The 19,618-nt window shown below is 66.9% G+C and carries 20 protein-coding genes; 6 read left to right on the top strand and 14 right to left on the bottom strand.

Annotation, left to right across the window (positions count from 1 at the left end; translation table 11 throughout):
* Positions 1-145: 145 nt before the first annotated feature.
* Complete coding sequence (locus tag ATF69_RS15085) at positions 146-3,274, bottom strand: polymer-forming cytoskeletal protein (RefSeq protein WP_146871473.1); 3,129 nt, start codon at positions 3,272-3,274, stop codon at positions 146-148.
* A gap of 104 nt (positions 3,275-3,378) precedes the next feature.
* On the opposite strand from ATF69_RS15085, the gene ATF69_RS15080 reads away from it, so the two are divergent.
* Positions 3,379-4,314: a M14 family metallopeptidase gene (locus ATF69_RS15080; RefSeq protein WP_146871472.1), complete on the top strand. Its 936-nt coding sequence runs from the start codon at positions 3,379-3,381 to the stop codon at positions 4,312-4,314.
* A 43-nt stretch (positions 4,315-4,357) separates the two neighbouring features.
* Here the strand turns inward: ATF69_RS15080 and ATF69_RS15075 are convergent, their stop codons facing one another.
* From ATF69_RS15075 to ATF69_RS15065, 3 genes are all read right to left on the bottom strand, one after another.
* Complete coding sequence (locus ATF69_RS15075; protein WP_056064801.1) at positions 4,358-4,573, bottom strand: hypothetical protein; 216 nt, start codon at positions 4,571-4,573, stop codon at positions 4,358-4,360.
* Between the two features lie 128 nt (positions 4,574-4,701).
* Positions 4,702-5,631, bottom strand: coding sequence for a DMT family transporter (locus tag ATF69_RS15070; protein ID WP_146871471.1), 930 nt, complete (start codon positions 5,629-5,631; stop codon positions 4,702-4,704).
* A gap of 212 nt (positions 5,632-5,843) precedes the next feature.
* Positions 5,844-6,467, bottom strand: a complete 624-nt coding sequence (locus ATF69_RS15065) for a DUF7482 domain-containing protein (RefSeq protein WP_146871470.1) — start codon at positions 6,465-6,467, stop codon at positions 5,844-5,846.
* A gap of 96 nt (positions 6,468-6,563) precedes the next feature.
* Between ATF69_RS15065 and ATF69_RS15060 the strand changes: the two genes are divergently transcribed.
* Complete coding sequence (locus ATF69_RS15060; protein ID WP_146871469.1) at positions 6,564-7,154, top strand: NAD(P)H-dependent oxidoreductase; 591 nt, start codon at positions 6,564-6,566, stop codon at positions 7,152-7,154.
* A 34-nt stretch (positions 7,155-7,188) separates the two neighbouring features.
* Here ATF69_RS15060 and ATF69_RS15055 read toward each other — a convergent pair whose 3' ends face one another.
* Together ATF69_RS15055 and ATF69_RS15050 are read right to left on the bottom strand one after the other, a co-directional pair.
* Entirely contained in the window at positions 7,189-8,139 is a 951-nt protein-coding gene (locus tag ATF69_RS15055) for an NAD(P)H-dependent flavin oxidoreductase (RefSeq protein ID WP_146871468.1), read from the bottom strand.
* Positions 8,140-8,209: 70 nt separating this feature from the next.
* Positions 8,210-9,004, bottom strand: coding sequence for a pseudouridine synthase (locus ATF69_RS15050; protein ID WP_146871467.1), 795 nt, complete (start codon positions 9,002-9,004; stop codon positions 8,210-8,212).
* Between the two features lie 106 nt (positions 9,005-9,110).
* On the opposite strand from ATF69_RS15050, the gene ATF69_RS15045 reads away from it, so the two are divergent.
* Positions 9,111-9,446, top strand: a complete 336-nt coding sequence (locus ATF69_RS15045; protein ID WP_146871466.1) for an ankyrin repeat domain-containing protein — start codon at positions 9,111-9,113, stop codon at positions 9,444-9,446.
* A 79-nt stretch (positions 9,447-9,525) separates the two neighbouring features.
* Here the strand turns inward: ATF69_RS15045 and ATF69_RS15040 are convergent, their stop codons facing one another.
* Positions 9,526-10,005 carry a tellurite resistance TerB family protein gene (locus ATF69_RS15040; RefSeq protein ID WP_146871465.1) on the bottom strand — a complete coding sequence of 160 codons (480 nt, stop codon included), beginning with the start codon at positions 10,003-10,005 and terminating at the stop codon, positions 9,526-9,528.
* A 124-nt stretch (positions 10,006-10,129) separates the two neighbouring features.
* Here ATF69_RS15040 and ATF69_RS15035 point away from each other — a divergent pair, with 124 nt between their 5' ends.
* On the top strand, positions 10,130-11,047 hold the full coding sequence (locus tag ATF69_RS15035; protein ID WP_146871464.1) for a DHH family phosphoesterase: 918 nt from the start codon (positions 10,130-10,132) through the stop codon (positions 11,045-11,047).
* Positions 11,048-11,145: 98 nt separating this feature from the next.
* Here the strand turns inward: ATF69_RS15035 and ATF69_RS15030 are convergent, their stop codons facing one another.
* From ATF69_RS15030 to ATF69_RS15015, 4 genes are all read right to left on the bottom strand, one after another.
* On the bottom strand, positions 11,146-12,372 hold the full coding sequence (locus ATF69_RS15030) for a DUF1501 domain-containing protein (protein ID WP_146871463.1): 1,227 nt from the start codon (positions 12,370-12,372) through the stop codon (positions 11,146-11,148).
* Positions 12,373-12,383: 11 nt separating this feature from the next.
* The gene (locus ATF69_RS15025; protein ID WP_146871462.1) at positions 12,384-13,991 is read right to left on the bottom strand and encodes a DUF1800 domain-containing protein; all 1,608 of its coding nucleotides are present in this window, start codon (positions 13,989-13,991) and stop codon (positions 12,384-12,386) included.
* 169 nt (positions 13,992-14,160) lie between these two features.
* Positions 14,161-15,453, bottom strand: a complete 1,293-nt coding sequence (locus ATF69_RS15020) for an MFS transporter (protein ID WP_146871461.1) — start codon at positions 15,451-15,453, stop codon at positions 14,161-14,163.
* A 148-nt stretch (positions 15,454-15,601) separates the two neighbouring features.
* Positions 15,602-16,036: a thermonuclease family protein gene (locus ATF69_RS15015; RefSeq protein WP_146871460.1), complete on the bottom strand. Its 435-nt coding sequence runs from the start codon at positions 16,034-16,036 to the stop codon at positions 15,602-15,604.
* Positions 16,037-16,523: 487 nt separating this feature from the next.
* Here ATF69_RS15015 and ATF69_RS15010 point away from each other — a divergent pair, with 487 nt between their 5' ends.
* The gene (locus ATF69_RS15010) at positions 16,524-17,018 is read left to right on the top strand and encodes a DUF2242 domain-containing protein (protein WP_056747050.1); all 495 of its coding nucleotides are present in this window, start codon (positions 16,524-16,526) and stop codon (positions 17,016-17,018) included.
* A 62-nt stretch (positions 17,019-17,080) separates the two neighbouring features.
* On the opposite strand, the gene ATF69_RS15005 is transcribed toward ATF69_RS15010, so the two are convergent.
* On the bottom strand, positions 17,081-17,626 hold the full coding sequence (locus tag ATF69_RS15005; protein ID WP_146871458.1) for an RBBP9/YdeN family alpha/beta hydrolase: 546 nt from the start codon (positions 17,624-17,626) through the stop codon (positions 17,081-17,083).
* Positions 17,627-17,765: 139 nt separating this feature from the next.
* Here ATF69_RS15005 and ATF69_RS15000 point away from each other — a divergent pair, with 139 nt between their 5' ends.
* Positions 17,766-18,203: an Lrp/AsnC family transcriptional regulator gene (locus ATF69_RS15000; protein WP_146871573.1), complete on the top strand. Its 438-nt coding sequence runs from the start codon at positions 17,766-17,768 to the stop codon at positions 18,201-18,203.
* A gap of 49 nt (positions 18,204-18,252) precedes the next feature.
* Here the strand turns inward: ATF69_RS15000 and ATF69_RS14995 are convergent, their stop codons facing one another.
* Entirely contained in the window at positions 18,253-18,822 is a 570-nt protein-coding gene (locus ATF69_RS14995; protein ID WP_146871457.1) for a dihydrofolate reductase family protein, read from the bottom strand.
* Between the two features lie 127 nt (positions 18,823-18,949).
* Positions 18,950-19,588 carry a TetR/AcrR family transcriptional regulator gene (locus ATF69_RS14990; RefSeq protein WP_146871456.1) on the bottom strand — a complete coding sequence of 213 codons (639 nt, stop codon included), beginning with the start codon at positions 19,586-19,588 and terminating at the stop codon, positions 18,950-18,952.
* Between the last annotated feature and the right edge of the window lie 30 nt (positions 19,589-19,618).

Here is a 19,618-nt window from a genome sequence, read left to right as displayed (position 1 = left end):
AGAGGACGTCAATAATCTGGCCAACGCAGCATGTGGACGAGGGCGGGAAGCCGTGTTCCAGCGCTTTCGCGGACCTGGTCGGTATGTGTTTTCCTGCAGATCAAAATGAGAGTCTGGTGTGGCTGCCGTGGGCAGACTTGCTCTGCTACCACCGCACCGGCCCCACCTCATCCCGCCAGAATATCCACCGCCGCGTCTCCACATACAGTGACGTGCTGATGGAGTAAGGGTCCATGCCCGCCTCGCTGCGCTGCAGCCGCACCAGGTAGCCGCCATAGCTGGCCGCCCACAGGGTTTCTCCATCGGGGGATGCCTCGACAGCGCTGATCGTGCTGCCGATGTGGTGGCGCCACAGGGCTTGTCCCTCGTCGCTGATGGAGTGCAGGTAGCCGTCCGCATCGCCCAGGATCACCAGGCCCGGCAAGGTCACAGATGCGTACACGCGGCAGCGTTCGTCCAGTGGTGGGGTGTCCTCATCGGTCCCTTCCGGCGTTGCCGCCCCGATGGGGATCGAGCAGGTATTGCCCCAATACAGATGGCATGAGTTGGCAAACAGGCGTGTGCCGTCGTGCGAGAACATCGCGTGGTGGGGGTAAGACGATAGGGGCTCGTGTTCGGTCACCACAGCGCCGTGCGCGTCCAGCACGATGTGGCAGCTGTCCTGGTCGCCTACTGCGATGTGACGCTCATCAGGCGACAGGGCCATGTGCAGCATGTCCAGCGCCAGCACTGTGACGGTCTCACCATCGACCTTTTCATCCATCTGGTTCTTGGGCCAGGTGTAGGGGCCATCTTCTTCAAACGTCTGCGGGTGCAGGCGTTGCACTGGGCTGTCGGCACCTTGGGCTGCGGGGTGCAGAAGATACACCCCTGTGGGGTTGCGCAGCAGCACGCGCAGGCCATCGTTGAAGGGAATGATTTCATCGCAGCGCTGCCCCAGCGGGCCTGCCGACACCAGCACCTGCGGGGGCAGGCCTTCGTTGCCGCGCGGCAGGGCAAATTGCGCAATCACGGGGCCATTCCATCCGTGGTGGGTGGTGATGTGCAGGCCGTCGCATTGGGCAAAGCACCGGCGATCGGGCGAGCGGCCCAGGCCCTGGATGGCGGGCAGGGGCGTTTGCTCTGTGCCATGCAGCAACACCCAGCGGGCGTCGTCGTCATGGGCCGCGCCGATGCGGGCGACCACACGGTCATCGTCCAGCACAAACACGGGGCCGATGAATTGGCCGGCCTGGGCGGCACGCGCCACATAGGCATCCGGAGCAAAGGCAAAGCGCTGGCGAAACCGCGTGGCAAGATCTTCGTCGGCCCAGTGGCTCACCACGCGCGCCAGTTGCAGCACGGTGGGCGCATCGGCCTTGCGCGGGTCTTCGGGCAGGGCGTTGTCGTGTTCTTCGGCGCCGTTCTCCTCATCGCCGCCACCGGCTGTTGCCGAGGCCTCGGCGCGGTGGGCATCGTTGGCCAGCTGGTGCGCGCGGATGGCCGCCACGTAGGCTTGCCCATCGGCCTGCCATTGCTCCGACAGCGTCATGAGTTCGACGGGAAACACGGCCGCATCGGGCAGGTCGGGCGGCAAGGGTGGGGTGGCCAGCAGTTGCACGGCGGCTTCGATGCGGCGGGCCTCGGCCTGCTGGGCCTGCGCCTCTTCGTGCCGCGCGCGGATGCGGGCCTGCACCAGACCGTGAAAGCGCAGCAGGCGGGCAATGTGGTCGGCGGCGCAGCGGGGCAGGGGGGCGCGGCTGTCACTCTGGCGCTGGGCGTAGCTGAACTCGACAGCGGCCGGCCCCTCGCGCGCCTCGTCCACATGGATCTGGTAGGCGCTGTGGGCGTTGTCTTCGTCATCGCCCGGCGCGTCATCACCGTTGCGCCAGCTGTATTTGAGCGCGCGGCCCCAGGGTTCGCCGTCGTGCATGCAGGGCTGGCGCGCCCCCACCCAGACCTCGCCCTCCCAGTAGCCGTTGCGGTTGCTGTCCCACCAGTCGTTGTACTGCTCGGTGAACACGGGCAGGCTGGTGAAGGCCTCGATGTGCTCGGCCGTCATCGTGGCTTGCAGGCTCTGGTAAAGGGGGTAACGCGCACGGTGCTGGCCCACGGCCTTGCGCACATAGTCCAGCACTCCGCGCCAGGCGTGTTCGCAGGCCTTCCAGGCGTCGGGGTCGTGGCCGGGCTCGGCGGGGGGCGCCAGCACCTGCCAGTCGCCGGGCTCCCCCTGCGTGTAGCGGCGATAGAGCAGCGTGCGCTGTGCGACCGTGGGGGCCGCGTGGCGCCACAGCTTGGTGGCCAGGCGCTCCAGCCAGTTGCGCGGCGCGGGCACCTGCTCCACCGACAGGTAGAAGTCCCAGGTTTTCCACACCGTAATGAACACGTTGTCGTCGCGCGCGTCGCCTTCTTCGTCCACATGCCGTTGGCACAGTGAGAAATCAGTCTGCTGGAACCAGCCGTAGGCTTTGTGTTCCTTGTGCGCGATCACTGGCGTGTGCACCACGGCCAGGATGTTGTCGATGCTGATGGAGTTGTCTGCGCACAGGTCGTCGGCCACAGGCTGGTCGGCGTGGATGTCTGCGCTGCTGCGCACCGCGCTCTGGCCTGCCCGCACGGCGGCCAGCACCTGGCGGCGGCTGATCATGGCGGCCAGGCCGTCTTCGCCGGCGTCCACGCCCTCGTGGAACTCGGGGGAGAACACGGCACCCACGATCTCGGCCGAGAACTCCGCACGGTGGGGCACACCGCGCACCTCGTCCAGCAAACACTCCACCTGTTCTTGGCCTTCGATGTGCAGGTGGTACTCGTCGGTGAACAGCGCCACCCGGGCTTGCAGCCCACCACGCACGCGCAGCTCGCCATGGTTGTAGTGGCCCCAAAGCAGGTCATGCACCTGCAGCGCACCTTGCACACACACCAGCTGTCCGCCGATCACGGCGTTCTGCACGTGCAGGTTGCCGTTGACGACCAGGTGCGTCGTGCCATCGGTGTCGGCGCTGGTCAAGGCGCCGTCGATGCGCAGGTCTCCATCCACCACGATCACAAAGGGCGCACGGGGTACGGAGGCCTCATTGGGGCCGTCGGGTTGCTCTTGCAGCCATTGGCGCAGCGGGCTGCCCTGGGCCAGGGGGGCGTCGAGGTGCAGCGCAGGCCAGTGCGCGTCGCCTGTGATCCACAGCGCGGTTTCATCGGCCAGGGCCTCAGGGTCCTGCGCCAGACGCTCGGCCATCCAGCAGTCGCGGGGAATGCGGTGGGCCAGATCGGCCAGTGGGCAAAGTCGGGCAGTGGGCATGGGAGGGGCGCAGGAGGGACTCAACCGGCGGGCATCGTACACCGCGCCCAGCAATGATCCGGCTTTGCGCAGACAATGATGTGTCATCTTATTAATTCATTGCCATGACGCAGAACCCCCCCGTTTTTGAAGTCCTCCCCCGCGACCTCTCTGCCTACCGCCAGGGCAATGTCGGCATCGACTATGTGCACCGCTTCGAGTCGGGCAAGCCTGGCCCGCATGTGCTCATCAATGCACTCACGCACGGCAACGAGATCTGCGGCATGGTGGCGGCCACCCACCTGCTGGACACGGGTGTGCGTCCCCTCATCGGCACGCTGACCGTCAGCTTTGCCAACGTGGCCGCCTACGAATCGTTTGACCAGAGCCGTCCGTTCGAGAGCCGACAGCTGGTGCACAACCTCAACCGCATCTGGTCGGCGGCCGAGCTGGACGGCACGGCCGACAGCCCCGAGTTGCAGCGTGCCCGCATCCTGCGCCCCGTGGTGGCTGCGGCCGATCACATCCTCGACATCCACTCCACCAGCCAAGACGTGCAGCCGTTCTGGGTGTACCCAGCCTACCCGCGCAATGCGGAGGTGGCGCTGGCCATCGGCCGCCCACCGGTGCACCTGGTGATGCCCAGCGGCCTGGGCTCGGGCACGCCGCTCATCCAGCACGGTCGCCACGGGCAGGCCGAGGGAGATGGGGTTGCGCTGGTGGTGGAATGTGGCCAGCACTTCCGCCAATCGGCGGCCGACATGGCCACGGCGGTGGCGCTGGACTTTCTGGCGCACTTTGGCCTCATCGCACCGATGGCCGACCGGCCCACGCCCGCCGAGCAGCGCCGCTACGAACTGCTGGAGACCTGTATGGTGCGCACGTCGGACTTCCGCTTCACAAAGCCCGTGCAAGGGTTTGAGGTGTTTGCCAAGGGTGACCTCATCGCCACCGATGGCCCGTATGAGATCCGCGCGCTGTGCGACGACTGCACCATCCTCATGCCCACCCGCGAGCCCATCGTGGGCCGCGAGGCGGTGTACCTCACGCGGCCGATCTGATCCGGCTGGGGCGGCAGGGAGGTCCGGGGCGTGGGCGCCCGGGCTATTTCTTGAAACGGATCTTGCCGTCCTTGACGTACTGGTTGAACTGGTCGGGAGGTAGTGCCGCAGACCCGACGATGTCTTCTTCGACCGACCAGCTCAGCGTGGTGCTGTCCGCGCTGGTGGTCACCTCGATCGGGCCCTCGGGGATGGCGATCGGGGCGCCGTCGCCCGGTGTGTAGGTCACGTGGCCGTGGACGGTGGCGTGTTGTGTCATGGCGATTTCCTTGCGGCAGTGCCGCTGTGTTCATCGCTTCATTACAGGGTGAACGGCCTGACTGCCGTGTCAGCGCATGCCGCGCCGGAGCGACGGCAAGTGGCCGGTTTCGCACCGGTTCGCGCCGGTCAGGGTGGCACCACTGCCTGCGTGCGCTCCTGGCGCACCAGGTACAGGCCGCTGCCAATGATGATTGCGCCGCCCAGCAGCGTGCTGTAGCCCGGGACCGTCTGCCACAGCACCCAATCCAGCCCCATGCCCCAGGCCAGCGCCGTGTATTCAAATGGCGCCACCACGGAAGCCTGCCCGTGGCGAAAGGCTTCGGTGATCGCCAACTGGCCTGCAAACCCTGTGATGGCGAGCCCTGCCACCAGTGGCCAATGCACCTGCGCCACGCCCACCCAGTGCGGCCAGGCCAGCGCGCCGGCACCCAGTGCCAGCAGCGTGGTGGTCCAGAACACCAGGCTGGCACTGGAGTCGGTGCGGGTGAGCATGCGCCCCGTGATGGCCGACACCGCATAGCAGGTGGCTGCCGCCAGCACGGCCAGTGCGCCCAGGGTAAAGAACGCCTCCTGATTGGGTCGCAGCGCCACCAGCACGCCCACCATGCCCAGCGCAATGGCGACCCAGTGGGCAGCGCGCACCTTCTCGCGCAGCACCACGGTAGACAGCGCAGTGATGAGCAGCGGCGCAATGAAGAACAGTGTGTAGGCCTCGGCCAGTGCCAGTTCGCGGATGGCAAATGCAAACAGTGCCAGCATGGCCACGTTGAGTCCGCCACGCAGCAAGTGCAGGGGCCAGCGCACCTTCAGCAGCCGTGGCACCTCGCCACGCCACAGCGCATAGAGCGCCACCAGCGGCAACGCAGCCCAGCCCCGCAACGCCGCGACCTGCATGGCGGGGTAGTGGGCGCTCAGCGTCTTGAGCAGCGCATCCATCAGCGAAAAGAAACCCACCGCAGCCACCATGGCGATGATGCCCCGCAGGTTGCTGGACGGTGTAGCCTGTATGGGCGGGGCGGGCGATGCGGAGGACTGGGAGGGGGCGTTTTCAGCCATGGGGATGCTTTAGAGGTTGCAGAGCGTGCGCCACGGCCGACACGGCGTTGGGTGCGGAAGGGGGCTCACAGCTGCCGAATAGGGAAGGCATTGCGGGAGTGCGTCGGTGCCATGGCGGCCGCCGCGCAGAGCAGGGGCAAAAAGTGTAGCGCAGGGGATGGCAGTGAGTTGCCGCGGAACGCAGTCCCGCTTGTATTGCGTGGCGGTCTGCTTCAGGGTGTGCGCCCATCAACTGAAACACCCGGCAGTGCCCCCAGCCGACCACGGTGGATGATGGGGCAGTTGAGCACCACCCGCGTTATCTGCAGCGTGATCTGGCCTTTGTCCTGCGCGTCCAGCACTTCTTCCTCGGACCGCAGGGTGCGAGCCTGCGTGGCATCGACCCAGGTGACCTGAACCAGTTGCCACAACGGGCTGTAAGCCGTGTAGGCATTTGCAGGCCCCACAGGGCGGGGAGCGGATGCAAACACGCTGGCCTGCTCGAAGTTGGTGGTGCCGTAGACGCGATCGGTCGCCCCCAGGCGCTGCATGCGCTGCATGCCAGAGGATGTTGATGCCTGTGGGGCGGGCAGGGCGTTGGCCAGCAGCGGCGCGTAGTTCGCATGCTTGGCGCGGGCCATGTCGGCATCGGATGCATCGGTGGTCACATAGAGGACCTCTTGCCCCTCGAACCAGCCACGAAGCAATGGCAGGTGTGCCTTCTCAGGGGGATCGATGGGGGCTGGAGCCGTGCCGCACGCCACCAGGGTGACCAGGACCACTGCCGATGTACCCGTTCGCAGCCGGGACTGCAGGAACTGCGGGGACAACGTGGTGCAACGGAGAATGGTGCGCATGGTCGGGCCCAGGATCGTGGAATGTTGCGGGAAGGCGTAGAGTCAGACGATAGTGCTTGCAGGCTTTCCGCATCGATGTGGATGAGGAGAACGAACATGGACCCCATGCGCATTCTGTTGATCCAGGGACACCCAGATGCCCTGGCGCCCCACTTGTGCCACGCCTTGTCCCAGGCTTACGCCGAAGGGGCCGTAGCGGCGGGCCACGTGGTGAGGCAGGTGGATGTGGCCGCCATTGATTTTGCCCTGCTGCGCAGCCAGCACGAGTGGGAACTGGGCCTGCTGCCCGCGTCTCTCAAGCCTGCGCAGGCTGACATCGGCTGGGCGCAGCACATCGTGCTGTTCTTTCCGCTGTGGCTGGGCGACATGCCAGCCTTGCTCAAGGGTTTTCTGGAGCAGGTGGCAAGGCCTGGTTTTGCCTTCAACCCCGAAGGCGGCAACCCCTTTGGCCGCAAAGGGCTCACCGGGCGCAGTGCGCGGGTGGTGGTCACGATGGGCATGCCGGCGCTCGTCTATCGCTGGTACTTCCGTGCACACAGCGTGAAGTCGCTGGAGCGCAATATCCTGGGCTTTGTGGGCGTTGCGCCGGTGCATGAGACGCTGGTGGGCAGCGTGGATCAACTGGGCGAGGGTGGGGTTGCCAAGTGGAAGGCGCGCATGCGCGCGCTGGGGGCCAAGGCGGCGTAGGCCACAGGCGCGGCTGGCCGCATCGCCGCGTTCTTCAGCCAAACGTGCGCGCCATGCCCATGGCACCCATGCGCTGGCTGATGGCAAAAAATTCCGCCACGGTGTCTTCAATGATCTGCTGCGCGGTCTTGACGGAGTCAATCAATCCCGCGGTCTGCCCAGCCAGCGCAGGGGCCGCCTCCATGTCACCGTCAAAGTAGACGCGCTGGATGCCCGCAAAGCTGTCGGCGGGCATCAGGCCCGCCTCGTGGATGGCCTGGGTGCGCTGCGACTTGAGCGCGCGGATGCAGGGGCTGGCCTTGGTGTTGAGCATCCAGGTGCCGGTCACGCCCGCATCGACGATGGCGTGCTTGTAGTTGGCATGCACGGGGCTCTCTGCGCAGCTGACAAACCGTGTGCCCATCTGCACCGCCTCGGCCCCCAGCGCAAAGGCTGCGGCCATGCCGCGCCCGTCACAGATGCCACCTGCCGCCACCAGCGGCACGTCCACCCGTGCGCGGATGGCCTGCAGCAGCACCAGGGTGGAGACCTCTTCGGGGTTCTTGAAGCCGCCGCCTTCACCGCCTTCGACCACCAGGCCGTCAATGCCTGCGTCCACGCATTTCAGCGCTGCGTCCACCGTGGGCACCGCGTGGTACACGGTGATGCCCGCGTCCTTCAGCGGCGCGATGAACTTGGCCGGGCTGCCCGCCGAGGTGGTCACAAACTTCACGCCCGATGCACACACAAAGCGCAGCATGGCGTCGTCCTTCAAAAAGCGGATGGGCAGGTTCACGCCAAACGGCAGGCCCAGCGCGCTCATCTTGGTGATCTCGGCCTGGCAGTTGGCCGTCTCGCCAGAGGATGTTTCGATGATGCCCAGCCCACCCGCGCGTGACACCGCCGAGGCCAGCTGCGTGCGCGCAATCCAGCCCATGGGCGCCTGGATGATGGGGTAGCGCGCGCCCGTGTGGGCCAGGACGCGGTTGGTGGTGGGTGCGGTCATGGGCAAGGTCTCCTGATTTTTTGAGAGCGCCCATTATTTCGACGGGCATGCCGTCGCCGTGTCGCCCGCGTTACGGGGCCGGGGCGGGGGCGGGGGTCTCGTGCCAGGGCAGCTTGGCAAACAGGCGCTGCCAGTCGGCGCATGGCACGGTGGAGTCGTCGGCGGGGGAGTGCCCGCAGTCCCAGTCCGCGGGCCCCGGCCAGCGCAGCCCGCTGTCGAAGGTCATCGCCGCCCCCGTCACCGGGTGGGGCACCGTGAGCTGCCAGGCATGCAGCCACAGCCGCTGCTGGCCCAGCCGCTCGGCCCACCAGCGGTTGAGCGGGCCCTTGCCGTGCGTGGCATCGCCAATGATGGGGTGCGCCAGGTGCTTGAGGTGGCGGCGGATCTGGTGGCGCCGCCCCGTGGTCGGGAGGGCCTCGACCAGCGAGGCGCGCGTGGTGGCAAAACGCGCATCGCTGGCCTCCGGCAGCGTGAGCTGCGCCAGGCGCCGAAAGCGTGTGTGGGCGTCCTGCACGGCGGCGTCCGCAGGCGCATCGTCGGGCTTCAAGGCGTGGTCCACCTCGATGGCCTCAGGCGCCCAGCCGCGCACCATCGCCAGGTAGCGCTTGTGCGTGGCGCCATGCTCAAACGCTTGTGACAGCGCGCGCGCCGCATCGCTGTGCAGCGCCATCACCAGCACGCCGCAGGTGCCCTTGTCGAGCCGGTGCACGGGGAACACATGTTGGCCCAGCTGGTCGCGCAGGGTCTGCATCACAAACCGCGTCTCGCCCGCGTCCAGCCCCGTGCGGTGCACCAGCCAGCCTGCGGGCTTGTAAACGGCCACCAGGTGCTCGTCGCGCCAGAGGATGTGCAGGGGAGGGGGCATGGAGGAATGTGTGTGCGCCATCGCGGGCTAGGGGAAGGCGCGGATTGTGCCGCACGCGCCGCTGCCTACACTGGCCCCGTTCAACCTTTGCAAAGGATGCCCAGGTATGTCCGCTGGAGACTGGAAAGACATGTACGCCGCCGCCGTGGCGGGCGACCTGGCGCTGGTGCGCCACCACATCAGTGCGGGCGTGAACCCCAACTACCAGCATCCCGAGATCCTTTGCACGCCGTTGGTGGCGAGCCTGATCCACGGCCACCACGAGATCGCCCACTACCTGCTGGCGCATGGGGCTGACCCGGGGCTGCGGTCGGACTTCGACGACATGACCCCACTGGAGGCCGCGCGCCGCTACCGGCGCACCGAGTTCATCGCCTTGCTGCAGGCGCAGGGCGCCCAGGAAGAGCGCACGCCGTTCTGGTGGCGCTGGTTGCCCCTTTAACCCCCTGGGTTGCTTGGCGTCCTTTTTCCCAAAGGGACGCCACCCGTGCGCTGTGGCGCTCACCGGGGCCGAGTCCGTCTCAATGGGGTGACTGGCCTGCGTGTGCTGCTTCTTTCGCCCTGAGCTTGGCGCCGATGTACTCGCCGTGCGTCACATGCAGCAGGCCGGCCACCTTGCTGATGGTGTGCATCTCGTTCTCGTCCGGGCGTGCGTCCGCGTAGGCGACCTGCCACATGGCTTCAACGAGCTGGATTTTCTCGTCCTGCGTGAAATGCTCGTTCAGCTGGCTGGTGAAGCGCTGGTAGTCGTAGGCGGTTCTGGAGGTGGCTGCGGCCTGTTCCAGCAGGCGCTGCAGTTCATCGTCACTTAGTGCAAATTGCCGGTGCAGTGCAGTCTGCATCACGCTGCGCTCCGCATCGCCCACCGCCGACTGGGTCCGTACCACCTCCACCAGCAACACGGCGGCTGCCAGTTGCACAGACCGCGCACGCTCTGCAGGAGATGGCACGGGGTTGAACGGGGTGAGGCTTTCAAGCAGGTCTTTGAGGGCTTGGAACATCGTGTGGTTTGCTGGCTGCGTCAGTAGGGTGGAGGCGTGGGGGGTGGGGTTGGTTCCGCTGACATGTGCTGGCTGCGCACGTTGCGCTCGCTGCGGCACAAAGCCCCGGCGACAATCGGGGGCCATGACGAAGAAAACCATACTCCCCTTGCAACTGCTGGTTGCCCCCGACAAGAACGACCCCGCACCGCTGATCCTGTACCACGGGCGCAACTGCCCCGATGGCTTTGGCGCGGCGCTGGCGGCATGGCTGTACTACGGCGACCAGGCTGAATACGTGGGGCTGGACCACGGTGATGTCAAGACCGTGGACGACCTGCCGCCCCTGCAAGGCCGCGCGGTCTACATCCTCGACTTCTCGTTTGCCAACGAGGTGATGGCCGCCATCGACGAGCGCGCCGCCAAGCTGGTCATGCTGGACCACCACAAGAGCGCGGCCGAAAAGCTCACCGGCTTTGCCTGCCGCTGCGGTGTGGTGCACTTTGACATGAACAAGTCGGGCGCGCGGCTGGCGTGGGAGTTTTTCCATCCGCACGAACCGATGCCTGCCCTGTTCAAATACGTGGAAGACCGCGATATCTGGAAGTGGGAGTTTGCCGAGAGCGCTGCCTTCCTGTCAGCCCTGGACATGGAAGAGCAAGGCTTTGCGCGCTGGCGCGAGATTGCCGACTTCACGCCCGAGCAGCTCCAACAGTTCATGGTGCGCGGCGAGGCCATGGACCAGAAGTACCGCAAGCTCTGCGCCGACATCGCCGAAGGCGCGCAGCCGCTGGTGTTCAACGGTATCACCGGGCTGATGGTGAACGCACCTGGCATGTTCCACAGCCTGGTGGGCGACATCCTCTCGGCCAAAACGGGCACCTTTGCGCTGATGTGGAGTGCAGGCGAAAAGGGCGTGAAGGTGGGGCTGCGTGCGCAGCGCAACTTTGACTGCATCGCGCTGGCCGAAAGCATGGGCGGCGGTGGCCATGCGCAGGCCTGCGGCTTCAAGATGAAGGTGGAGCGCCTGCCAGAGCTGCTGACAGGTACCTTCAACGCGTGATGCCCGGGCGATTTAGAGGATAAATCGCCTGTAGCGCTAGAAATATATGCCTGAGTAGCTATCAAAAATATAGTGAATGATGTGGGGCGCCAGCGCGGCTAAACCAGCCGTAGGTCGGCCCCCTGGGTCCCTGGAAACACCCGCGCCACGGCCGCCGCGTTCAGCCCATACATGCGGGCGAACAGTCCCCCCAACACACTGCGGTAGTCGTTGAGCACGGGGTAGTCGCGGTTCTGGAACAGCGTGGTGGCGGTCAGCGCCTGCTGCTCGCCCGCGATGCGGCCGCCATTCACCCCGCCACCCAGCACCCAGAACACCGTGCCGTGGCCGTGGTCTGTGCCCCGGTTGCCGTTCTCGCGGAAGGTGCGGCCAAACTCGCTGATGACCACCACCACGGTGGACTTCCACGCGGGGCCCATCTCGTCGGCAAAGCCTGCCAGGCCCCGGCCCAGTTCCTCCAGGCGGTTGGCCAGCGTGCCGGTGGCGGCGCCCTGGCCCACATGGGTGTCCCAGCCGCCCACGTCCACAAAGCCGAGCTGGTAGCGCGACTGCATGAGTCGCGCCATGCGACGGGCCGTGCCCTCAAAGCCCTTGGTACTCAGCGCATTGCGGCTGGCGGCTTCCATCTCGCCCTGCATGGTGCGTGCCACTTCGTCGCGGGTGGCAAAGCCTTCGTTCACGGGCGTGGCCAGCGGTGTGCCCCGGTACATGGAGGCGATGAGTTCGGCCTGCCGCGCATCCACACCACCGCGCCCCGCGCCTGCGCTCAGGGCGGTGTTGGGCACATCCACCGCCCCGCGCAGCACCAGGGGCAGGGTGCTGGTGAACGCCATCGGCTGCAGCGCCACCGGGGCACTGTCGGCGCGCGGGTTCAGCTCCGCCACCAGCCGGTTCAGAAAGCCCGATCGGTAGTCGCGCCGCCCGCCCAGGGGCTGGCCCAGCTCAATGCTGTCCTGGGTGTCGAAGTGGCTGCGGGAGAGGTCGTCCGTGCCCGCGAACGGCACAAAGGCGAGCTGGCGCTGCTGGTAAAGCGGCAGCATCGATTCAGCGAGTGCCGGGTGCAGGCCCCAGTCGGGGGTGAGCGGCAGGGCCCCGCCCTCCTGCCCCGGCCGGGCGATGGCGATGTTGGGCCGCGTCTCGTAGTAGTAGCTGCTGGCTGTGGGCACGAGCAGGCTGGCGCAGTCGTAGCCACCGCGCAAGAACACCAGCAGAAAGCGCGCGTCCTGCGTGCGGGGTGCGGCGAGCACGCTGGCGCTGTGCACGCCCAGGCCCGTGCCGAGTGCGCCGGCGCCCAGGGCCTGGAGAAGGTGTCGTCTGTGCAGCATGAATCTTCTCCTCATCCGTGCATGAACTCGGGGGATGCGAGGAACAGCAGGTTCCATTCGCGCGGTGAGGTGGCCTGCGCCAGGGCGCTGCGCGTGGCCGGGGACCAGGTGGGCTCCAGCGTACGCACGTAGGCGGTCTGCGCCAGGCCGGGCGGCATGCGCGGCGCGGCGCGGGGTGCCGCGTCATCGCTCGCTGGTGGGGCGGCCATGGCGCCTGCACCCAAGGCCCGCGCCATCTCAAAGCGCGTGCTCATCTGCCCCGAGCCTGACCATGTCGTGGAGTCCAGCGGGTAGCCATCGGGCGTGACACGGCCATACAAAGGCTCGGCCAGCCGTTGCAGCCACGCCAGCGCAGTGTCGGTGTTGGGCAGCACGGCATCGCCGTGGGCCAGGCGCAGGCCCGCCAGCGCGTAGTGCACCGGGTCCCGAAAACGCTGGCCCAGGGACGCACGGAACTCTGGTGTGTGGAACAGCGTTTCCAGCACCGCTGCGATGTCGCCGTCGGTGCGCTCGAAGCTGCGGGCCAGGGTCTGCAGCAGCGCGGGCGGCGGGTTGTCTCCGACCAGAAAGAGCGCGATCTTGCGGGTGATGAAGCGCGCGGTGGCAGGTGCACGGGCCAGGCGGTCCAGCGCTTCGTCCACCTCGGCCAGGCCTTGGGCGCGGAGCGGCTGGCCGAGCAGTGTTTTGGGGTCCCAGTCATGCCGCTGCGGGTTGAATTCAAACAATCCCTCGCGCACGTAGTGGCGAAGCAGTGCGGGTCGCATGCGCGGGGGCTCGTCGCCCGGCGGCCGCTGCGACACGCCCACGCCGGTCAGCACGCGGGCCAGCTCCTGCACGTCCTGCTGGCTGTAGCCACCGTCCACGCCCAGCGTGTGCAGTTCCATCAGCTCGCGCGCGTAGTTTTCGTTGATGCGGCCTGCAGCGTTCTGCGCGTTGTCCAGGTAGCGCAGCATGGCCGGGTGGCGCACGGTGGCGCCCAGCAGGTCGCGAAAGCGGCCCAGCGCGTGGGGGCGCACCGCACGCTCTTCGTAGTCGCCCACCAGGGCCCGCAGGCTGCCTTTGCCTGCAAACACGTTGAAGTGGTTCATCCAGAACCAGGTCATCTTCTCGCGCAACTGGCTGGGCGAATACAGCGCGCGCAGCACAAACCGGGCGGCAGCCTCTTGCTGCAGGACGCGCATGTCCTGCTGCCAGGCCTTGAGCGCGGCCTTGCGCTCGTCCTCGGTGGGCAGGGCCTTGGCGGCGCGGTTGCGGGCTTCCATGTCGGCCGCCAGTGCCTCGATGGGGGTGCGCGAAATGGCCATGGCGTCGATCTGCGCCTGGGCTTCGCGGGGCAGTGCGGCGTTGGCACCTGGGCGCAGCTGCGCAGCCAGATACGCGCTGATGCCCAAGCCGCCCAGCGCTTGCGTGCCGGCGGTGTAGCCCCAGGTCACGCGGTCCAGCAGGCGGGCCAGGGTGGGTTCGTCGGCTGCGCTCCAGGTGCCCGGGCCTGTTGTGTGGGGCACTGCGGCGGCGGGGGGCGCGGCTTGTGTGGCAAGGGGGGCGCCAAAGACGGCGCAACCCGCCAGGCCGAGCAGCAGGGTGCGGCGGTGGAGGTGCAGTGGGTTAGTGGGGGTCATGGGGCCTCGCGGGCAGCCAGCCAATGGCTGTCCGCATGGTGCCGCTGCCACCACCCGCATGCAAGCCCGCACGGCGGGTTTTACCTGCGCGACACAAACGCCAGGGAGGATGTATCGAGGGGTATCTCCAAACCCCTAGACATGATCGCCTGAGAAAAGGTTCTGGGTGCTATGGCGCTGCGCCCGTGGCCTGCGCCGCCTCCTCAAAACGGTCTACCTTGCGCAGGGTCTGGAAAGCCATCATCCAGCCACCCACCACACCCAGCGTGCACAGGCCGCCCACGATGGCGGCGGGCACCACGCCCAGCCATGCGGCGCTGGTGCCCGCGCGGAATTCGCCCAGTTCGTTGGACGAGCCGATGAACAGCATGTTCACCGCGTTCACCCGCCCGCGCATGGTGTCGGGCGTGGAGAACTGCACCAGAGCGCCCCGGATGTACACGCTCACCATGTCGGCCGCGCCCGCCACCAGCAGAGCCGCAAACGACAGCCAGAACAGCGTGGACAGCGCAAACACCAGGTTGGCCACACCAAACACCGCCACCGCGATGAACATGGTGCGGCCCACTTGGCGGTTGAAGGGCCGCATGCTCAGGTACAGCCCGGCGCTGACCTCGCCCACAGCCATGGCACTGCGCAGCGCACCCAGGCCCGCCGGGCCCACATGCAGCACCTCTTGCGCATAGATGGGCAGCAGCGCCACCACGCCGCCCAGCAGCACGGCAAACAGGTCCAGCGAGATGGTGCCCAGGATGATGGGCCGCGTGCGGATGAAGGTGATGCCCGCGCCAAAGCGCTCGAACATCGTGCCTTGCGCGGGGCCGGGTGCCGTGGCATGGGCCACCACCACGCGCAGCAGCAGGGCCACCCCCAGCACAAAACACGCGCAGCAGATGGCATAGGTCAGCTCGCCGCCGCCCAGCGCATACAGCAGCCCGCCCAGCAGCGGCCCGCCAATGCTGGCCACACGCATCAGCATGCTGTTGGCGGCGATGGCCTGGGCCAGTTGTGCACGGGGCACGATCTGTGGCAACAGGCTCTGCATGGCCGGGCCCGAGAACGCGCGGGCGCAGCCATAGAGCACCAGCACGGCATAAATGCCCGCCACCCCGCTGCTGCCGTGGCCAGACAGCCACCAGAGCAGGGCGCTGCACAGGCCGCCCACCGACCAGGCGATCGCCAGGATGCGCTTGCGGTCAAAGCGGTCGATCAGGTCGCCCGCGGGCAGCAACAAAGCCAGCATGGGCAGAAACTGCGCCAGCCCCACATAGGCCAGCGCGAGCGGCTGCCGGGTCAGGTCGTACACCTGCCAGGCCACCACCACCGCCTGTACCTGGGTGGCGATGACGGCCACCACGCGGGCGACCAGAAATGAAACAAAACCGGTATGGCGGTAGACGTTGGCAGGTTCGGCGGGCGCGGCAACAGCAGCGCTCGGGGTGAGGGGCTCAGGGGTGGGCATGGATAGGGTCAGCGGGGGAAGCATCCGCCCGATGAGGCGATGCTCCCAAACGGCGGGAGGCCAGATGCTAGCGATTGTTGCGCCGGGCTGCAGTCAAGCGTTGGTAAAGCCTCGCAGTGGGCGCGCTCATGACGAGCATTCGATGGCGTCAACGGCGCTGCCGGTGCCTATAGTCCCAGGGCGCCAAAGGCCGCTTCTGGGACCACAGGCCCGCATGTTGTGCCTGTGCAGAGCGCTGCAAGGGCGCCAGGTGCGGGTAGTGGCTGGCGTAGGGCGTGTACACCCAGGCCATGCCTGCGCGCACCTGTGCCGTGGCGACATCGGTGCCACCACAACGCACCTGCGCCACCATGCGTCCGTAGCTGTCCTCATCCACGGGTTGCAGTGTGGCCCGTTGTCGAAAGCACAGCTGTGCCAGGTGCTGCCGCGACTTCTGCCCGAACGCCTGCCGCGACTCGGGCGCATCGATGGCGGCGATGCGCACCTTCACCTGCTGGTAGGCACCAGGTGGCCCGCAGCGGGCAGTGAGGGTGTCGCCGTCGCTGATGGCAACGACCAGGCAAAACAGGGAAGCGAGGGGCACAGGGAGCTTGGGTGTGTGTTTGCAGGCACTGGCGCCAGTGTTTCTTGCAAAAATGGAGCGATTTGGCTGGGTGCGCTACAACAGCATGCTTTTGTAGCTATTAATAGTATAGCGGTGTGCTGCGTGATCACGATGACACAACGAGGGCTGCTATAGGGGCATGCGCATGCCGCCGCCCTGCGTAGCACCTGGCGGGCCACCGGTCTGCTTTGCTTCAAGGTGTGACCACGCCGTGGTGTGCATGGCATGAAGAATCTGGGGAACCGGGAGCGGTTACTGCCGTCAGACACCCCAGGCGCTGTGACAATGGGTGCATTGTCCAATGCGCTCGCGTCGCGTTTGCTTCGCGCTTGTTATCGTCGGCGATAGCCGCCCACCCCAAGGAGTCCCGGTTTTGCGTTTCCCCTGGTCCACAGAATCCCATGCCCCCCAACCATCGCCCCTGCGCACCGCTGCAGTGGCTCTGGCCTGTGGCGCGACTTTGGTCATGGCAGGCTGTGCCGGCACAGGGGCCAAGACGTTTGGCGTGCAGGAGAACTTTGGCTCGGTCGCCACGTACTCGCGCCTGTTCGATGCCACGCCGGCCCAGACGTGTGAAGCTTCGCGCCGCGCGCTGCTCAGCCAGGGCTACGTCATCTCGTCCAGCGCGGCCGACCTGGTGGAAGGCAAGAAGAGCTTTCAGCCCGAGCCCGAGTCGCACCTGCAGATGGTGGTGCGCGTGGTGTGTGTGCCCGAGGCCAACGACGGCAAGGTCAGCCTGGGCTTTGTGACGGCCACCCAGGACACCTATGCATTGCGCAAGACCAACAACTCCGCCAGCGTGGGCGTGGGCGCCATCGGCTCGGTGTCGCTGCCGTTCTCATCCAGCAGCGAGTCCCTGGTCAAGGTGGGCAGCGAGACCATTGCCAAGGACACCTTCTACGACAGCTTTTTTGATCTGGTCAAACGCTACCTGGTCATCGACCAGGCGCTGGCGGACTGAGCGGCCGGGGGCGTACCCGGCTTTTTCGCTCGTCTCTCGGCCCACTTCCCGCCGGTGCTTTGTCAGGCGGCGCGCCAGCGTTGTACCCAGGCCCATCCTTCGGGCCAGTCGCCCAGGCCGCTGTCGGCATTGATATGCCCCTTGGCCCCCAGGTCCACCTGCTGGGCACCCCAGGCGGCCGCGCAATGGGCCGAGAAGGATGCAGTGGAATACGGATCGTCGCTGCTGCTCACCAGCATGGCCTGCCGCGCAGGCTGACCCGGGGCGGTCAGCGCCGCAGGCACGGGCGTGAAGCCTTTGGCATCCGGTGGAAAGTCGGGCCCATCGGGGTCTGGCACGGCCACCAGCAGCAGGGCATGCACAGCGGTCAACGCGCTGGCAGCCCACCGCGCCAGTGCCAGGCAACCCAGGCTGTGGGCCACCACGATGGGGGGCTGGCCTGCTGCGGTGATGGCCGCGTCAATGGCCTGCACCCAGGCGTCGCATTGCGGGTGTGCCCAATCGGCCTGCTCCACCCGCACCACGCCCGTGTGCTGGGTTTGCCACAATGATTGCCAGTGGCGGGGGCCGGAGTTGTAGATGCCGGGAACAAGCAAAACAGGTCTCATCGTCAAAATTCCTTCGGGTCAAAAAAGCAGTGGTGTCACTGCTCGCCAACGATAGGTGCCGCGCCTGTGGATGGCCAGGGGGCATCATCGGAAAGTGGCCCTCCAAACCTTGAAGTCATCGCAAAGGGAGCATTGCACCGTGGAGCTGGACAAAAAAGACCGACAGATCCTCATGGCCCTGCAGGACGACGCTCGCCAGAGCCTGTCTGCCTTGGGCAAGCAGATCGGTCTGTCGCAGCCTGCGATGAGCGAGCGCGTCAAGAAACTCGAAGACGCCGGTGTGATCGTGGGCTACCAGGCCCGCATCGACCTGGCTGCCGCTGGCCTGGGCTTGCAGGCCGTGGTGCGGGTGCGCACCACGCACGAACACATTCAGCGCTACGTGCAGCTGTTTCAGACCATGCCCGAGGTGCTGGACGCCGTGCGCGTGACGGGAGAGGACTGCTTTGTGGTGCGCTGCGCATTTGGACAGCCGGCAGACCTGGAGCGCGTGGTGGATGCCCTGGCGGCGTTTGGCAGCGTATCTACCGCCTTGGTGCTGTCGCACCCCGTGAGCAAGATGGTGCCGCTGGCATGACGCGGCGGGTCAGCAGAACCCCGCGGCTGACCCGCGCGGGCGAGTCTGCTCAACGGGTGACCAGGTACCGCAGCTCCGCAAAAATGCCGCCCAGCGTGGTCACTGACTTGAGCTGCAGCGGGGGCCGCATGATCTGGCGCGGCAACAGCGGCGTGCCTGCGCCCAGCGTGACGGGGGCGATCTGCACGATCAGCTCGTCCAGCAGGCCCGCGTCGTAAAACTGCCCCACCAGATCACCCCCACCCACGACCCACACGTTGCGCCCCGCTGCAGCCTGCACCATGGCCTGGTGCACGGGCCGCACATCGCCACGCACAAAGCGCACATCCGCGCCTGCAATGCCGCGCAGCGTGCGTGCGCTGAACACCCAGGTCGGCGGCGTGTAAGGCCAGGGCTGGCCCGCGTCGATGGCATGTTTCAGTATCCATTCGTAGGTGTGCGATCCCATCGCCAGCGCACCCACGTCGCGGATGAACGCGGGGTAGCTGGAGCCCTCGATCTCGCCAAATTGCAGCAGCCAGCCAAGGTCATGGTCGGGCGTGGCGAGGAAACCGTCGAGGCTGGATGCGCCGTAAAACTGGGTTTTGCCGGGGCGGGGGTGGTTGCCTTGTGGGGGCATGGGGGGGCTCCTCTCTGAGGGTGGGTAGGTGCGCGGGCCCGGTGCAGGTGCAGCGGGCACGGTGGGGCACGGTCACTGTAGAGAAGGGCTGCTGACAACGGCCTGGCAGCAGATGTCAGCCCCGGGGTTAGCCCGGGCTACGGGCACCGGCCTGCAGGGCCTGCACGGCAGCTACCAGCACGCCGGTGGCTTCTTCGGCGCTGAGCAGTCCGGCGCTCACGAATGCGCCGTTCACCACCACCGCAAGCTGGGCGGCCAGTTGCTCTGGGCGGGGTGCCTTCAACCGCACCGCGATGTCGTGCAGGCGGCCCCGCAGCGCCTGCATGTGCCGCTGGGCCACGTGCCGTGCGGGATGGTCCTGCTCGGCAAATTCAGCGGCCACGTTGATCTGGGGGCAGCCCCGGTAGTTGGAGCGGGCCAGGCGCTCGCCAATCCAGCGCATGTGGGCCTCCAGCTCCCCGGCGGGGTCATCGGCGAACTGGGCCGCCATGCTGTCCCATTGGTCCCAGAACTCGACGTCTTCCCGCTCCAGGAAGGCCACGATGAGGTCGTCCTTGGTGGGGAAGTAGCGGTACAGGCTGGTCTTGGCCACGGCGGCTTCCAGCACGACCAGGTCCACGCCCACGGCGCGCACGCCGCGTTCATAGAACAGCCGGGACGCGGTGTCGAGGATGCGGCTGCGGACATCGGCGGCGGGCTCGGCCACAGCGGCCGGGCCGCTGGTGGGGGAGAGGTCTCTGGTGGAACGGGAATTTGTGGTGCGCATGCTTGACATGATACAGACCTGTCTGTAATC

It is taken from the genome of Acidovorax delafieldii (assembly GCF_007993815.1).
Classification (GTDB): Bacteria; Pseudomonadota; Gammaproteobacteria; order Burkholderiales; family Burkholderiaceae_C; genus Acidovorax; species Acidovorax delafieldii.
This window is presented reverse-complemented; position numbering and strand designations above follow the sequence as displayed.

Coding starts and splice junctions, on each gene's coding strand:
- ATF69_RS15085 (WP_146871473.1), bottom strand. CDS start 3,274: ATGCCCACTGCCCGACTTTGCCCACTGGCCGATCTGGCCCACCGCATT.
- ATF69_RS15080 (WP_146871472.1), top strand. CDS start 3,379: ATGACGCAGAACCCCCCCGTTTTTGAAGTCCTCCCCCGCGACCTCTCT.
- ATF69_RS15075 (WP_056064801.1), bottom strand. CDS start 4,573: ATGACACAACACGCCACCGTCCACGGCCACGTGACCTACACACCGGGC.
- ATF69_RS15070 (WP_146871471.1), bottom strand. CDS start 5,631: ATGGCTGAAAACGCCCCCTCCCAGTCCTCCGCATCGCCCGCCCCGCCC.
- ATF69_RS15065 (WP_146871470.1), bottom strand. CDS start 6,467: ATGCGCACCATTCTCCGTTGCACCACGTTGTCCCCGCAGTTCCTGCAG.
- ATF69_RS15060 (WP_146871469.1), top strand. CDS start 6,564: ATGGACCCCATGCGCATTCTGTTGATCCAGGGACACCCAGATGCCCTG.
- ATF69_RS15055 (WP_146871468.1), bottom strand. CDS start 8,139: ATGACCGCACCCACCACCAACCGCGTCCTGGCCCACACGGGCGCGCGC.
- ATF69_RS15050 (WP_146871467.1), bottom strand. CDS start 9,004: ATGCCCCCTCCCCTGCACATCCTCTGGCGCGACGAGCACCTGGTGGCC.
- ATF69_RS15045 (WP_146871466.1), top strand. CDS start 9,111: ATGTCCGCTGGAGACTGGAAAGACATGTACGCCGCCGCCGTGGCGGGC.
- ATF69_RS15040 (WP_146871465.1), bottom strand. CDS start 10,005: ATGTTCCAAGCCCTCAAAGACCTGCTTGAAAGCCTCACCCCGTTCAAC.
- ATF69_RS15035 (WP_146871464.1), top strand. CDS start 10,130: ATGACGAAGAAAACCATACTCCCCTTGCAACTGCTGGTTGCCCCCGAC.
- ATF69_RS15030 (WP_146871463.1), bottom strand. CDS start 12,372: ATGCTGCACAGACGACACCTTCTCCAGGCCCTGGGCGCCGGCGCACTC.
- ATF69_RS15025 (WP_146871462.1), bottom strand. CDS start 13,991: ATGACCCCCACTAACCCACTGCACCTCCACCGCCGCACCCTGCTGCTC.
- ATF69_RS15020 (WP_146871461.1), bottom strand. CDS start 15,453: ATGCCCACCCCTGAGCCCCTCACCCCGAGCGCTGCTGTTGCCGCGCCC.
- ATF69_RS15010 (WP_056747050.1), top strand. CDS start 16,524: ATGGCAGGCTGTGCCGGCACAGGGGCCAAGACGTTTGGCGTGCAGGAG.
- ATF69_RS15005 (WP_146871458.1), bottom strand. CDS start 17,626: ATGAGACCTGTTTTGCTTGTTCCCGGCATCTACAACTCCGGCCCCCGC.
- ATF69_RS14995 (WP_146871457.1), bottom strand. CDS start 18,822: ATGCCCCCACAAGGCAACCACCCCCGCCCCGGCAAAACCCAGTTTTAC.
- ATF69_RS14990 (WP_146871456.1), bottom strand. CDS start 19,588: ATGCGCACCACAAATTCCCGTTCCACCAGAGACCTCTCCCCCACCAGC.